Here is a 14,604-nt window from a genome sequence, read left to right on the forward strand (position 1 = left end):
GGGAAGAGAGAATGACATCAGCGATTGGAAATGAAAGTCATCAAAGTGTCGATGGCTCCTATTAGGTTGGAAGACAAAAATAACATGTTGGTAGCAATTTTTGGGCTAACATCTCCATGAGCTAATACTTACCAATTAGTAAGAAGTGTGATCGTTTTATGAATGCATTTTCGCGTTACAAGCTTTTTGACATCCCTGTAGATACATTTAATAAAAAAACGCTCTTAGACTTTATATCCGATAGCATTCGCCTTCGGAAAAAAGTAGTTGTTGCTCATGTTAACGTTCATGCAATCTACTGCTCCCTGAAGTCTGCTGCAATGAGCGCTTTGTACTCCCGGCCGGAGACTTATGTGCACATTGACGGCATGCCGATCGTTGCCTTGCTTCGCGCCAAAGGGGCGGATGTTTCCCGCGATAACAGGCTCACCTATCTCGATTGGGCCAGCGACGTGATCGAGCTTGCGGCCCGGTCCGACTGGCGGATTGCCTATATCGGATCTACGGAAGAGATCTGTGCCAAGGGCGTCGACTATTTCCAATCTCTTCATCCCTCTCTTTCCATCAGGGGATGGGACGGTTACTTCGATATGTCCGACAAGGAACCGGCATCCAAACTCGAGCGCATGATCGGCGAAATCAACGACTTCCGACCGGACCTCTTGATCGTGGGTATGGGCATGCCCAGACAGGAAACCTTTCTTCATCTCCATTTCGACCGACTCGACTTCAAGGTTGCCCTTTGCTCAGGAGCATTTTTCGAATATTTCGTCGGAGGCCAGGCGATGCCGCCGCGCTGGACCGGGCGTCTGGGCGTGGAGTGGTTGTATCGTCTCCTCCGCAACCCGACCCGCTATGCTGAGCGCTACCTCCTTGAACCGTGGAAGATTATCATGCTTCTGATCAAGCGTAGGATGTTCGGCGGGGGCCCTAGCTAACCTGTTCGCGCGCCTGTGCTTCCTGGCGGTACCAGGACCATGCGGACGACATGATGGTCTCGATATCCGAGTGTTCGGCCCGCCAACCCAACGTCTCGTAGGCCTGGGACGGGTTTGCCACGAGTTCCGCCGGATCGCCCGGACGGCGCGGCTTGTTGAGGACCGTGATTTCCCGATTGGTGATGCGTTTGGCCGATTCCAGAATTTGGCGAACCGACAAGCCTTTTCCTGTGCCCAGATTGCAGGCGAAGGAGCTGTTGCCCGCCGCGAGGTAATCGTAGGCGCGTACATGGGCCGAAGCCAGATCGGAGACATGGATGTAATCGCGGATGCAGGTGCCGTCGGCGGTCGGATAGTCGGTGCCGTAGATGTCGAAGCTGTCTATGACGCCATCCGCCGCCATCAGGATACGTGGGATCACATGCGGTTCAGGATCGTGCCTTTCGCCGACCTCGAGCTCCGGTTCGGTGCCGCAGGCATTGAAATAGCGCAGGGCAACCGCGCGTATGCCGTAGGCGGTTCCGAAATCCCAGCAGATACGCTCCATCATTGCCTTGGAGGCGCCGTAGGGATTGATTGGGTCGAGACTCGTAGTCTCGTCAATGGGCATCCTGTCGGGCTGGCCATAGACGGCGCATGTGGAGGAGACGACAATGGAACTAACCCCGGCCTCGGTCATCGCTTTGAGCAGCGACAGGGTCCCACCGACGTTGTTGTCATAATAGAAGCTTGGATTGGTGACGGATTCTCCGACATAGGCACTCGCCGCGAAATGTATGACGGCTTCGATCTTTTCCGCGGACATCATCTCGGCAAGCTTCGACGTTTCGCGAATGTCGCCAATCACGAGCTTGCCGAATTTGGCAAGCTCCGAATGACCGGTCGAGAGGTTGTCGTAAACGATCACTTCGTGACCGGACCGGTTCAGCAGCTTGCACGTGGTGCTGCCAATATATCCAGCACCGCCTGTGACGAGAATTTTTGCCACTCGATTGTTCCTGTTCTGATCGCTTGTCTGCACCCGCATCCCGCTGCGTTCGGCAGGCCTCTTGGCGTATCCGAGGCAATCAGCCGGCGGCGCCCACCTTGATGTACGTCAACGGTTTTTGCAGATGCTCAATCGGAAATTCTGTGCGGTTTGATCAAACCCGACAGGCGTCTTCATATCCGGCAGGGAATGTTTCTTCTGACAGGGCTGTCGACTTTCGAGGCCCCGACAGTGGATGCGAGGGCAGGGGATGCCGCCCTCGCTGTTCCTGGACCGTTATTCCGCAGCCACTGCCGTATAGTAAGACTGCTGCGTGAAGCTGCCGTTCGGATAGCCTAGACCGGTGTAAACGAAGCCGGCGGCGTTGGCGGTGGCCGGCTTGATCATGTTCCGGTAGTCGACAATGACCGGCCGGGACATCCTGGTCTTCAGGTGCGCCAGATCCAGCTCCGCGAATTCGGGCCATTCGGTCACGATCGCAATCGCATCGGCGTTCGCCGCCGCCTCATAGGCATTGGCGCAGTAGGTGATGCCTGGAAGCAGCGCCTTGGCATTCTCCATGCCTTCCGGATCGAACCCACGGACCGTTGCCCCCTTGTCCAGAAGGGCCTGGACAATGGCGATTGCCGGGGAATCCCGCATGTCGTCGGTATGCGCCTTGAAGGTCAGTCCGAGAACGGCGACCGTCTTGCCGGCGAGGTCGCCGTCAAGCGCGTCGATCAGCTTCCATGCCATGGCCCGCTTGCGGTTGTCGTTGGAACGAATGACGGATTCGACAAGATCGAGGCCGACACGGTGATCGCGGGCGGTCTTGGCAATGGCCAGCGTGTCCTTGGGGAAACAGGAGCCGCCGTAACCGGGGCCGGCATTCAGGAACTTTTCGCCGATACGGCTGTCCATCCCCATGCCCTTGGCCACATCACGGATGTCGCCACCGGCAGCTTCGCAAAGGTCGCACATCTCGTTGATGAACATGATCTTGGTCGCCAGGAAGGCGTTGGCGGCATACTTGATCAGTTCGGCGGAACGGCGCGAGGTGTGGACGATCGGAGCGCCTTCGAAACCCGGGCAACTGTAGAGATCGGTCATCACATCCCTGGCCCAGCCTTCCTCTGCGCCAATCACAATCCGGTCCGGCTTCTTGAAATCGCCGATGGCAACGCCTTCGCGGAGGAATTCCGGGTTGGAAACGACGGCGAAGCGGCCTTTCGGGTTTGCCGTGCGCAAGATCCGTTCAACCACATCACCGGTTCCCACCGGAACAGTCGACTTGTCGACAACGACCAGGTCGCCGTCAGCCTGTCGACCGATTTCCTCGGCCACGGCATAGACATATTTCATGTCCGCATGGCCGTCATTCGGGCGGGGAGGCGTTCCGACTGCGATGAAGGCGGCGTCTGCGCCTTTCAGCGCGGTTGCGAGATTCGTCGTGAAGGACAGACGCTCGGCCTGCACATTGTGTTGAACAATTTCCGAAAGACCGGGTTCGTAGATCGGCAGAATGCCCTTCTTGAGGTTGTCAATCTTGGCCTGATTGTTGTCGACACAGACAACATTGAAGCCGAAATCGGAAAAGCATGCGCCGGCGACGAGGCCGACATAACCGGAACCGATAACAACGATTTTCATGGCGTGTTCCTACTGCTTATTCTGCGATCGCAGCAAACGAGTGCTGAAATGACTGTTCGAAATAGGCGATGGTCTTTTTCAGGCCTTCGCGCAGCGGTACTTGGGGTTCCCATCCCAGGTGTTTTTTGGCCCGGGAAATATCCGGGCAGCGCTGAAGCGGGTCGTCCTGCGGAAGCGGCAGGAACTTGATCTCGGACCGTGAGCCGGTCAGTTCGAGAACGATTTCGGCAAGCTCCTTGATCGTGAACTCGCCCTGATTGCCGATGTTGACCGGGAAAGTAACATCATCTTCGGCATTCATGAGGCGCAGAATGCCTTCGACCAGATCGTCCCGGTAGCAGAAGGAGCGGGTCTGAGAGCCATCACCGTAAATGGTAATGTTCTCGCCCTTGAGCGCCTGCACGATAAAGTTCGAAACGACGCGGCCATCATCACCGCTCATGCGTGGCCCATAGGTATTGAAAATACGGACGACGCGGATATTGATGTCGCGGCAACGGTGATACTCGTAAAACAGCGTTTCCGCGCAGCGCTTGCCTTCATCATAGCAAGCCCGGATACCTATGGAATTCACGTTGCCCCAATAGCTTTCCGTTTGCGGATGAACCGTCGGGTCGCCGTAAACTTCGGACGTGGAAGCCTGAATGATCTTCGCGCCTTTGGCCTCTGCCAGATTGAGCATGTTGAGCGCACCGATCACGCTGATCTTGGTCGTATAGATCGGATCGGCCTGATAGCGCGGCGGCGATGCCGGGCAGGCGAAGTTGAAGATCTCGTCCACGTCGCCGTCGATCTCGAGCGGATCGCAGACGTCATGTTTGATAATGCTGAAATTCGGGTTTCCGACAAGGTGCTCCACATTTGCGAAGGCACCGGTCATGTAGTTGTCGACACAGACAACGTTTTCGCCGCGCGAAATAAGGCGCTCGCAAATATGCGAACCCAAAAAACCTGCGCCGCCCGTAACGACGATGCGTTTTCCGTCAGCCATTAACAACTCCTAAAAATTGAGGACAAAGGAGGGGCGTTAGAAGCCCGTTCCGTTCAGAAATTCCTTTTTGAAAGTCTGGTATAAAATCTTCACGTCCAACCACAGGCTGTAGTTTTCGATATAGTAGATATCCATTGCGACACGTGCCCGGGCCTTGCTTGGCCGTACGGTCGGGCCCCGGAGACCGCGGACTTGCGCCAGGCCGGTGATACCCGGGCGCATCTTGTGGCGCTCATGGTAATTCGGGACGAGCTCCTCATAAGGTACGCCAGCCGCCAGCATGCCGATCGGATGACAACGCGGTCCGATGAGCGACATGTCGCCTTTCAGGACGTTGAACAGCTGCGGCAACTCATCGATGTTGCTCTTGCGAAGAAATCGGCCAAGACGGGTCACGCGGGGATCATTCTCGGCGCATTGACGGGTTCCTGCCGCATCGCACAAATCCGTACGCATGCTGCGGAACTTGTAAACCTTGATCGGATTGTTGTCCTTGCCCCAGCGTTCTTGAGCGAAGAGGATCGGACCCTTGGAGTCGAGGCGAATGCCGACCGCGACAAGAAGCAGCAGCGGCGAGAGCGTGGCAATCCCGCAAGACGCCAGTGTCACATCAACCACCCGCTTGGCTTTCAAAGAGATTTTCTGAGACCGGGACAAACTGTCAAAGGCCTTGGACGAGACAGCTTCGTTGGTGTCCGTGTTCTTTTTCTTTGTTATGAACGATGTAAAAAAAAACGGGCTCGCCGAATGCTCAACAAAATTACCCATGTCATACCTTTCAAAACGCCGCTAATTATCACTAGGTATCTGGCAAAAGTTCTTGATTAATTTTATGTTAAAAATTTAAACCGCAGCGCGGAAAAAAATCAAACGAATTTTGGGTTCATCGTTAATTTCACCGGCATCTGCGAGTGAGATTTCGTCACCAGTATTCGGAGTTATTTACCGAAAATGATAGCCGGTGTCAAGGTAATTGTTTGTAACGCATTGAAAAGAAATAACTTATTTTCAGCGCGCTGCGGTGCTACTCGAAGGCGTAATGCTGTATTTATCAAAAATCAGAACGGTTAGATTAATTGTGCAATGCAGCATTTTTGGGGTGACTGGTGTCCTGTCCGGTCGAAGGTACCGGAAGATACCGTAAGCGCGGTTCGCCAATGTGGTGCTGATCCTTGGCGCGCGCAGGACGAAAGAGTTCTCGTCCTGCGCTTACATGGGCATGGGGAGTCTGCAGGCTGCCCGGGCGCTGCGGTTGCAGAGGCTGATCGCAACCACGCCTATTCGGAATAGTAGTCCGAATAGGCAGAGTAATAGGCCAGCTTCTTGCTTTCCTGCTGGTTCAGCAGTGCTACAATCTGGGCGTCGTCTCTTTTGGCCTCCGCCAATTTGTAGAGCGAGCTGATGCATTGATGCTGTGGGGTTTTTGCCCAGCGGACCACGAAAGCAATGAGATCGGCATATTTCGCCAGGTAAAGGCCGTCCACGACCGGTTCGATCGGCGGCGTGTCCAGGATCACGTAGTCGAAACGCGCCGAGGCGCTGGCAATCAGCTGGGCAAACGGATTGCGAATGAACAACTGATCCGTCGGGATATTCGCCCGGCGATCGCCGACCACTGCGGTCAAATCCGTCTTCGGATCGTCCTTGACGATCTGGGTGAGATCATCCGGAGACAGCTTTCCGGTCAGAAGATCGACCAAACCGTTGGACGGTGCCACATCCAGCTGCCGCTGGATGCTGGGTTTGCGCAGGTCGCAGTCCAGGATCACTGTACGGTACCCGGACAATGCGAGCGTTCTCGCCAGCGACAGGGCGATCGTCGACTTGCCTTCACCGGGCAGGGCAGAGGACACCATGATGACCCGTCCGCGCTTCTTTGTACCCGGCGTATCGACCGGGTCGGACTTCTGAAGAATGTGGTCAATCGATACCCGGAGCCGGCGGATGGATTCCGCATACATCGATAGCGGTGAATCGACCAGGTGATCCGCGACGGAATGTTCATCCTGAATATGCGCCTGACGGGGAATGACCGCTGCGATCGGAATGCGCGTCACGGCCTCCACCTGACCTTCGCTGGTGAAGCCGCCGATATAATTTTCAAACAGGAAGGCAAAAGCCACGCCCGCGCCAAGGGCGAACAATGTCGCGACTGCGAGGATGAGCGGGATCTTCGGGGAACTCGGTTTTGTCGGCGTGAAGGCCGGCGAGACGATGCGGCTGTCGGCAATCTGCAGGGCGGCTTCCGTCTCCAGGGCTTGTGACCGGGCAAGCAAGGTCTGATACTGCGCCGTGGCATTTTTGGAAACCTGTTGCAGGCCATATATCTGCGCAAGGACATTCGGTGGCAGGTTGCTGTTGAGAATGGCCGTATTCAGTTCCTTGCGCAGGTTTCCGGTTTCGGTTTCGTAGTTCGAAGCGGTTGCCTTGAAAGCGGAAAGGCTGTTCTCAGCCTCTTTCTTCAGGTCGTCTTCCACCCGCTTAAGTTCAGCCCGCAGGTTGACTGCTGTTGGCGAACTTGTCTGAGTTTCGTCCAGTGACTTGAGAAGGTCCGCGCGCTGTTGGGCCAGTTCGGCGGCTGCCTCCGTGCCAAGGCTTTTGGTAATGGCATCCAGGTTGTTGCTCGTCAGGTTGGCTCGCAGGCCTGCGATCTTGTCCTCAAGTACATTCCTGTTCGAAGCAATGGACTGGATCTGGTCCCGGAGGGAGGCGAGGTCTGTTCGACCGGTATCGGAGACGAACCTGTCGACATTGTCGAAAACGTAGCTGTCGAAATTTCGCTCAGCGAGAATTACGGCCTGTTCCGCGTCCTTGATCTGCTTCTGAACGATATCGCGGGCGGCGACCGCATTGGTAATTTTATGTTCTAGCTGACTATGGATGTAGGTGTCGGCCACCGCGTTCGCCAGATTGGCTGCCTTTTGGGGATCTTCCGACTGCGCCTGAACGGCGATCAGGTAGGTCAATCCGCGGCGATCGACCGATATCCTGTCGTTCAGGTTTTCCAGGACCCGTCCGAGTGCTTCATCGCCGCTCGGCAATTGCGCGTCCTTGATACGCAGGAAGGCGAGAAGCTTGTCCCGCAGACGAAGTTTGACACCGAATTCCGGATCCTTCAGCAGGTTACCGCCGCCCGGCGTGATGCCGTCTTGAATCACGGACAGGAGGACACTGTCGGAATCAACCAGTTCAACTTCACTGTCCACCCGTGCGCTATCCGTCGAGTTGGATGCCATGGCCGAGGCGGGATCCAGGAGATTTTTCCGGCTCGGGTCAACCAGGATCAGGGTTGTGCCCGTGTAAAGGGGGGTAATTGAAAAGACACCAAGAATGGCAACGGCGAGAATAACGGCGATGGTGCCTATAATGAGATTGGCCTGGCGGCGAAGAATGCCCAGAAGATGGCGAATATCGATTTCATCATCGTTCATCTAAATGCGCGCTTTCTATTTGGTCTCTTGAAAGATCGAGGACAGACGTCTTCGCAATCGTAAAGAGGATGTGAAAAAAATCAGTTGAAGGATGACGAGGTGTCGTGATGACTGCAAAGTTTGGCCTGCAGGAATGTCGGTGGTGCGTTCTTCTCCAATCGGACGGCGCTCAGGCAGCCAATTGCATAAGCGCCGGTATCGACATTGATCCGGTTGGGCCGGATATCCGGTTTCTCGACCGGCGTGTGCCCATGGACCACGATAAATCCGTAGTCGGTTGTATCATTTAGAAAATCAGCCTTGATCGTCAAAATATCATTTTCGGCCTGTTTGGCAATCGGGACACCAGGCTTCAAACCGGCATGGACGAAGATATACTTGGTGGACTGAATCATACAGGGTAACTGTTTCAGATAATTGACGTGTTCTTCGGGAATGTGGCTTTGAAGGAGTTGGGTCAGCTTGCGTTCCGACTTTCCCGCGTTTTCCAGAGTTCTCGGATCGATCCCGTAGGAGTGCAGCGTTTCCCGGCCGCCGAAGTCCAGCCAGCGTAGGGCGGACCTGGGGTGCTCGATGAATTGCACCATCATTCTTTCATGATTGCCTGTCAGGCAGACCCGTTTGAAGCCTTTCGGAGGCGGGGCGAGAAGGTGGTCAAGCACCTGTGCCGATGACCGTCCCCGGTCGACCATGTCTCCAAGCAATATGATCCACTTTTCACCGTCAATTGCTTCCGAATCCTTCTGGATTATGCCTTCCAACTGGAGCAGAAGGTCATAGCAGCCATGAACGTCGCCTATCGCGTAGATGACCTCCGGGGGGTGTTCAATCGTTAGCCGCAGACCGCTTGCCGCGGTCGTGCTTGCGGACCTGTTTTCGAAGCCCGGGAAGAGTTTGCGTAGGAATGAGATCATATGAAACAGTTCTAAAAAGGATTGTTGCTTTCGGGCGTCGACTACCGGGTCTCCAAGGCCTCCGTTGTCCCCATGGCGACCAGTGCGGTAAAAATCATCGTAATGGCTTCTATCTCAAGGCTGAAGTCGAAAACAGAGTGCAGCGTGGCAACCACAATCACACCGATGGCGACACATGATTCCGTTCTGCGGTCATTGTGCACGAACACCCGTTTCATCAGGTAGGCGAGACAGATTCCCACGATCAGGAGAGGCAGAGTACCAAAGACAACCCCAAGCTCCAGCCAGTTGGCGAGATAGGTTGAATGGGCCTTGTAGAAGGTCAGCCCTGTCGGGACCGGGGGAGCGTGATACAGCGGAAAAGCCTGGACGAAACTGTCCGCACCAAAGCCCAGAAGTGGACGGTCGGCTATCATTTGCCAGACCTGGTCGTAAAGGTGGAAACGCCAGGCCGTGTCCCTCGAGATATGGAAGAGGCGATCAAGCAGTCCTTCGCCGTAAATTATAAAACCGATGCCGGCAGCAATCACGGCGAGGAAGACAGCGATGAGGCGGATCCTGTTTGTCTGCAACCTGATAAGGAGCGTCGTTAGAATGCCACCCAAGGCGGCAAATACGCCCATTCGGGAATGGGTGGTCATCAGCGCCGCGAAAATGATCGCCAGGCTGGCAATGGCGTAAAGGTTCTGTATCGCGAATCCGCCGGCTCGACGCGGGGAGCGCTTGGTCGCCCGTCCATGATCGCGATATCTTTCCGGTGCCGTTGAGGGGATGGAAAGAGCAGTTGCGATCACGGTTCCAAAGGCAAGATAGGTGGCAAGAGAGTTGCGATTGATAAACGTCCCGATCGCATCACCGAAATACTTCGTCTTGTCGGCAACAAGAAGACCATCTCCGAGATAATAAAGCGCAACAAAGGCGTAAAGCGCCTGCAGGACGATGATGATCAGAAACCCCCAGAGCATGTAGCGCGCTCTGCCTTTTCTAACGGCTACCTGAGAGACCAGGAAAAAAATCGCACCATAGGTCAGCCAGCGCAGCAGCGCGAGAAAACTGTCGCTCGGGCTTATGGAAAGGGTTGTCGAGTGAATTTCGGTTCCGGTCTGGGTGGTAAAAGTGGACAGGCCAGTCATGTGGCCGAGCGGCAGTATTTGTATCGCCATCCAGCCGGCGACAGCCAGAAAGGGTATGCTTAGCAGACGGAACGACGAGAAGGGCCTGCGGAGCTTGTAGTCCTTCGCATGGAGTACTGCGAGGTACCAGAGCATAAGCCCGCCGAGGACAAGCGCCCAAAGTGCCCAGAAGAAGGGCCTCACGCTAGCATATGGTATCACTGATATCCCGAGGGTCAGCAGCAGAAGGTTGGATGTCTGATCGTTCAGCCGGCGCGTCGGACTGTTTCCGATAAATTCGGTTTTTCCTGACCTGAACGCTTCGCCGAAAGTTGTCGCCATAAAAATTCCTTCCGCCCTGGGGCGCCGGCCGGAGGTTGTCACGTTGCGTGGACCTCAGCGGAGGTTGCTCCGCATCTGCGGACAACTGCAACTCCGGGCCGTAAACTAACCGGTTTGCTGTAGTTGCGTCTTGCGCAGGTTTCTGATGAATCTGCGCTGAATTGCAGGTGGCAGTTCTTCCATTGTATCGGAGATGATTTTCTTGTTCCCGTCACTGGCCATATAGATCCGTGCAAGCCGGATCGCGCCATCGTCCTCCAGCCCAAGAGTTGCAATGTCTTCGGCAACCGCATTTTTCGATTCCGGCGTGAGATGGCTATAATTCTTGAGTGCGAGCGTAACCCGGGCATCGGCAATCCAGGCTTCATGCGCGGTGACAGCCGCTGAAAGCAGGAGATATTCGTTCAAGCCCTGGAAGTCGTCGAGACCGGCACTCGTCTCGGCCAGTATGTGCCACGCCAGACCGTCCGAGGGATTGCGCTCGGCCACTTTGCGCGCAAACTCGCGGCAGTTGCTGAAGACGGCCTGTCTGCGAACGGGTGGCTGGAACGTTCCGTAGAATGAAGCGAGCGATCGGTTGCAATCGATCAGTGCGATCTTCTTGCTGCCCGCGGATAGGCCGGCAATAGGGCCAATCTGTTCAAGCCGATCAAACCGAGCCTGGTCCGTGGTGCCGCTCTCGAAAAAAAGGCGAGCCTCGAGAAATGCAGTCCAGCCTCCGGCAACCAGAAGAAAAACGGATAAGAGGACTGTGATGAAGCGAGGCATAACAGGATCTAAAGTGCTCTATTTATATTTTACAAAATGTGAATGAATGATTCGATCCTGTATATATCTACGGTCCGGGCCGGTCAAAACAAGCCGTGCATTAACGTAAAAAAGCCCGGGGTCGGCGCTTTTATGTGCGGGTTGAACTGAACTGGAGTTTGTTCAAACCTGAAAACGACCCAACCTCCGCCCGTTCCATAGCCGCCCGTCAAACTCGTGGCGAAAACTATTGTCATTGCAAGGGTTTGTTACGGTTAACGATGTCTTTAAAATCAGGTGACAAATGCAGTGCAACATGGTAGTGTGATCTGTAAAGTAGGCAATTAGAATTCCTCATGGCGAGGGATGAGCCAGCGATTTTATTAGAGGATTTGGAGTCTCTCATGACCTTTTTGCGAAGCGTAACAGCTGCCGCCTTTTCCGTAGGAATTCTGTCGGCTGGTTTTGTAATGCCGTCAAGCGCCCAGGATGCTGGAATTGAGGCCCTGGTTGCCGCATGTGAAGGCGATTGCGCGGCAGCGGTGGCTGCCTACATGGCGAATGTTCCGGCAGCTCAGCAGGCGGCTGTCGCTGCGCAGGTTGCTGAAGCTCTGACAACTGCGGCTCAAAACAACCCGGCCGCTGCTGAGAGCTATGCTGAGGGCGTTGCGACTGCCGCGGGCTACGCCGGTGGTGGTGCCGGTGGAATTAACGCCGGGCCAGCAGCCAGCTAAGGGTCCGCGTTCCTTCGAGATATGAAAAAGCCGGAACTCGTTCGGAGCTCCGGCTTTTTCGTGTTTGAACGTGGTTACAGATACTGCCATCGATAAGGGTCGCGCGAAGCCATCGCGACCCAGTGGTAACCGGTTTTGGACCGGGGCCGGATACTGCCGGTTTTGTTGTCAAGAACCAGATCGCCCCGGCTCGTTCTCACCACGAGGACGGCATGGGGTTCGCCCTTGCGGGTTCTGACCACCGCCATGCGCAGTGCAGCTGCCGGAATGCCCATGCGGATGAGCTGGCTCCGCTTGGTCAGCGCGTAGTCTTCGCAATCGCCGCGGTTGCTGGCCAGGTTCCATTCGTCGCGCCGGTCGCGTGTCCAGCGAATGGAGCGGTTCACTCTCGCATTGACCCGGCTGAGCTTGCTAATCAGATTATGAGAATAGGCAATAGAGCTGGCACCGCTGTTGCGGCATTCACGCATGTTCCTCAGGCAGAAGACCTGATACCCGAAAGGCGCCTGGGTCATCCGCAAATTATGTTCTTTTTTAAGTGCGGGCGATGTGCCCAGCGTACGTGTTCCGCTACCGAGCGAAAATGCGTTTGCACTTCCGGAATAGACAGCGCCTAGTGAAAAGGCCGCTGCCATCATTACAAGCAAAGACTTCTTCATGTCTACGTCTCCCCAAATGAAGCGGAAGATTCGGCCATCCTTTCCGGCCGTTCCGATTGAGAAACCTTCCGTTCGTCCTTGAGGCGGTTATACGGGGACAGGCACTTCAGCCCGTTTAAGCCGATAGATACAATTTTACGGAAATGGCGTTTTTTCGTTTTCAAACGTCATTGCGGGGGAAAACAAACGGTTTGTATGTCGGGAAAGTTGGTGCTCGGTGGTTTGATTCCGACCCGTTTTCTGCCTGGGCACTCGCCGTCGTTATGGTGGCGGATACGGTGTCGGTGTGTGGAATTTCGGTTTGCGCGCTCAGTCCGCCTTCTCCATTCCAGGAAGGACGCGGGCAAGAGGTCCGGGCGTTGCGGAACCTCCATGGGATCTCCATCAGGATCCTGCAGCGGCAAAAAGTGCTTCTCCTGTCCGGTTCGATTAGGTTTTTGACCGGAATCGGAGGTAACCCGAAAATACAATCTGAAAAACAAGTAATGGTTGCATTATTTAAAGTAGAATCTGCGCAATGTATGCATAGTCAGATTGTATTTTTGGATTTTAACCTTATTTTTTGATTAATTACGAGCATTCGATTCAATCGTCTGTATTTGATTATATACTATCACACGTTGCTGAAATGAGTTGTTAACTATGATGGGGTCCGATAATGGCAGATATAGTCATCATCCGGGGGCGTTGGGGCAAATCCTGGCGGAGGAGAATTTAGACGGGGAAACAGTAGCCGGACGGCAGTCCGATATCCGCCTGACATAGAATGAAAGCAAATGTGGATGGGGAAACGTGGGATTGGCGGGTGTTCACCGTCCAGTTCGGCGGCTGCTGCGCCTTAGGGAGCAAGGTGATCGGGTCTTGGAATGGCGGGCAGGCCTCAAGACGTCGGATGACATGGAAACGGGACGGCCTCGGCCGAGGCGGGTAAATCAAGATGATTGTGGATCAAACGGGTGAGGGGACACTGGAAATTTCCAGCGCAATCTCGATCCTTCAGGCGAAGATAAAGGGAGCGGGGCTTCGTCTGAAGGAAAGTTCGGATTTCACATTGTTCGAGGATACGATTCGAGCGACCGAAGACCGGTACCTTATGGAGGATTTCTCCAGCAGGTTCTTCGACCTGCATGGCGCGATGGCTTTCTGGATCGGGGCCTGGGACGAGAACGGCGAACCGGTCTCGGTACAGGCGGCCAAGGTTGAAGATCTGAAAGATCGCAGCCTGGGTGAATTCTGGCGGCAACAGCAGCGACGGATGTTCGTCGATCCGGCGCCGAATGCGGAGCTCGGTGAAGAGCATGCGCATGACGCGTTCTACATGCGCGGTAAGATTGTCTATCACGGCAACCTCTGGCTCCGCAGGGACGCCCGCGGCAAAGGGCTCGCCGAGGCATTGACGCAACTTGGTTTTCTGGTTTCGCTGCTGAAATGGTCGCCGGATTATCTCTATGGCCTGATGGCTGCGAGAAACGCCATGAAGGGATTCGGGATCCGGGTAGGGTACCGGCGATACGTGCCCAGGGGAACGCATTGGGTGGTTCCGCCGGCGCACATCCGTCCGGACGACTGGCTGGTCTACTCGACCAGGAGCGACCTTATCGGCCTTGCCAGGACTATTGTTGCTGAAGGTCTTGAATAACGCCGAAATAGGCGCAAAAACGGCGGTCCGACTGCGCAGACGGGCGCAGGGTCATGATAAGACGTTCAAAGGCGATTTCGATCGTGCCGCCTTCAAGGTGCAGTGCCGTGCGGGCGTAACCGTAATAGGGCCGGCCGGACAAGGCGGCGCGGTAGCCTTCGGCAGACGCGTGCTCCAGGTCCGGATCGGGGGTTCTCAGTTCCTGCCCCTGCTGCATGGCCCATTCGTCGCCGAACAGGCTGCGCTGGCTGGACCTGCGCCCAACGTAAAAAATGGGAGGCGGGCCGATGCCTTCAAGCTTGTCGGAGCACAGGCTCAGATAGGGCATGTGTTCGCGCAGATTCTCTGTCACGAGGCCCGAGGAAGACATCATGCTTTCATAAAAGGCAGAAAGCTGAGGGTCGGCGAGGCCTTTGTCGATCGCCTCGGTGCCCAGCTCGGTAAAGACTGGCCGTTTCGTGGTCAGCAAAATCGCACCGT

13 protein-coding genes are annotated in these 14,604 nt (G+C 55.3%); 3 read left to right on the forward strand and 10 right to left on the reverse strand.

The window, feature by feature from the left end; translation table 11 throughout:
• The first annotated feature begins 158 nt into the window (after positions 1–158).
• Positions 159–938, forward strand: coding sequence for a WecB/TagA/CpsF family glycosyltransferase (locus ACN0SO_RS17020; RefSeq protein WP_417679877.1), 780 nt, complete (start codon positions 159–161; stop codon positions 936–938).
• Here the strand turns inward: ACN0SO_RS17020 and galE are convergent.
• The 8 genes from galE to ACN0SO_RS17060 form a co-directional block, all read right to left on the reverse strand.
• Entirely contained in the window at positions 931–1,926 is a 996-nt protein-coding gene (galE, locus tag ACN0SO_RS17025; RefSeq protein ID WP_417679879.1) for a UDP-glucose 4-epimerase GalE, read from the reverse strand. The genes ACN0SO_RS17020 and galE overlap by 8 nt on opposite strands.
• Before the next feature lie 276 nt (positions 1,927–2,202).
• Positions 2,203–3,555 (reverse strand): UDP-glucose dehydrogenase family protein, encoded by a 1,353-nt coding sequence (locus ACN0SO_RS17030; RefSeq protein WP_417679881.1) that lies wholly within the window; start codon positions 3,553–3,555, stop codon positions 2,203–2,205.
• A gap of 16 nt (positions 3,556–3,571) precedes the next feature.
• Positions 3,572–4,546, reverse strand: a complete 975-nt coding sequence (locus ACN0SO_RS17035) for a UDP-glucuronic acid decarboxylase family protein (RefSeq protein ID WP_417679883.1) — start codon at positions 4,544–4,546, stop codon at positions 3,572–3,574.
• Positions 4,547–4,582: 36 nt separating this feature from the next.
• The gene (locus tag ACN0SO_RS17040; protein ID WP_417679885.1) at positions 4,583–5,314 is read right to left on the reverse strand and encodes a sugar transferase; all 732 of its coding nucleotides are present in this window, start codon (positions 5,312–5,314) and stop codon (positions 4,583–4,585) included.
• Positions 5,315–5,823: 509 nt separating this feature from the next.
• The gene (locus ACN0SO_RS17045; protein WP_417679887.1) at positions 5,824–7,977 is read right to left on the reverse strand and encodes a GumC family protein; all 2,154 of its coding nucleotides are present in this window, start codon (positions 7,975–7,977) and stop codon (positions 5,824–5,826) included.
• A gap of 80 nt (positions 7,978–8,057) precedes the next feature.
• Positions 8,058–8,891: a metallophosphoesterase family protein gene (locus tag ACN0SO_RS17050; protein WP_417679889.1), complete on the reverse strand. Its 834-nt coding sequence runs from the start codon at positions 8,889–8,891 to the stop codon at positions 8,058–8,060.
• Positions 8,892–8,932: 41 nt separating this feature from the next.
• Positions 8,933–10,345, reverse strand: a complete 1,413-nt coding sequence (locus tag ACN0SO_RS17055) for an O-antigen ligase family protein (protein ID WP_417679891.1) — start codon at positions 10,343–10,345, stop codon at positions 8,933–8,935.
• Positions 10,346–10,450: 105 nt separating this feature from the next.
• Entirely contained in the window at positions 10,451–11,113 is a 663-nt protein-coding gene (locus ACN0SO_RS17060) for a hypothetical protein (RefSeq protein ID WP_417679893.1), read from the reverse strand.
• A gap of 383 nt (positions 11,114–11,496) precedes the next feature.
• On the opposite strand from ACN0SO_RS17060, the gene ACN0SO_RS17065 reads away from it, so the two are divergent.
• Complete coding sequence (locus ACN0SO_RS17065) at positions 11,497–11,826, forward strand: hypothetical protein (protein WP_417679895.1); 330 nt, start codon at positions 11,497–11,499, stop codon at positions 11,824–11,826.
• A gap of 74 nt (positions 11,827–11,900) precedes the next feature.
• On the opposite strand, the gene ACN0SO_RS17070 is transcribed toward ACN0SO_RS17065, so the two are convergent.
• Entirely contained in the window at positions 11,901–12,485 is a 585-nt protein-coding gene (locus ACN0SO_RS17070) for a transglutaminase-like cysteine peptidase (protein WP_417679897.1), read from the reverse strand.
• A 937-nt stretch (positions 12,486–13,422) separates the two neighbouring features.
• On the opposite strand from ACN0SO_RS17070, the gene ACN0SO_RS17075 reads away from it, so the two are divergent.
• The gene (locus ACN0SO_RS17075) at positions 13,423–14,124 is read left to right on the forward strand and encodes a hypothetical protein (RefSeq protein ID WP_417679899.1); all 702 of its coding nucleotides are present in this window, start codon (positions 13,423–13,425) and stop codon (positions 14,122–14,124) included.
• Here ACN0SO_RS17075 and ACN0SO_RS17080 read toward each other — a convergent pair.
• Positions 14,099–14,593 carry a hypothetical protein gene (locus ACN0SO_RS17080; protein ID WP_417679901.1) on the reverse strand — a complete coding sequence of 165 codons (495 nt, stop codon included), beginning with the start codon at positions 14,591–14,593 and terminating at the stop codon, positions 14,099–14,101. The genes ACN0SO_RS17075 and ACN0SO_RS17080 overlap by 26 nt on opposite strands.
• Between the last annotated feature and the right edge of the window lie 11 nt (positions 14,594–14,604).

The organism is Roseibium sp. (genome assembly GCF_048260565.1).
Taxonomy (GTDB): domain Bacteria; phylum Pseudomonadota; class Alphaproteobacteria; order Rhizobiales; family Stappiaceae; genus Roseibium.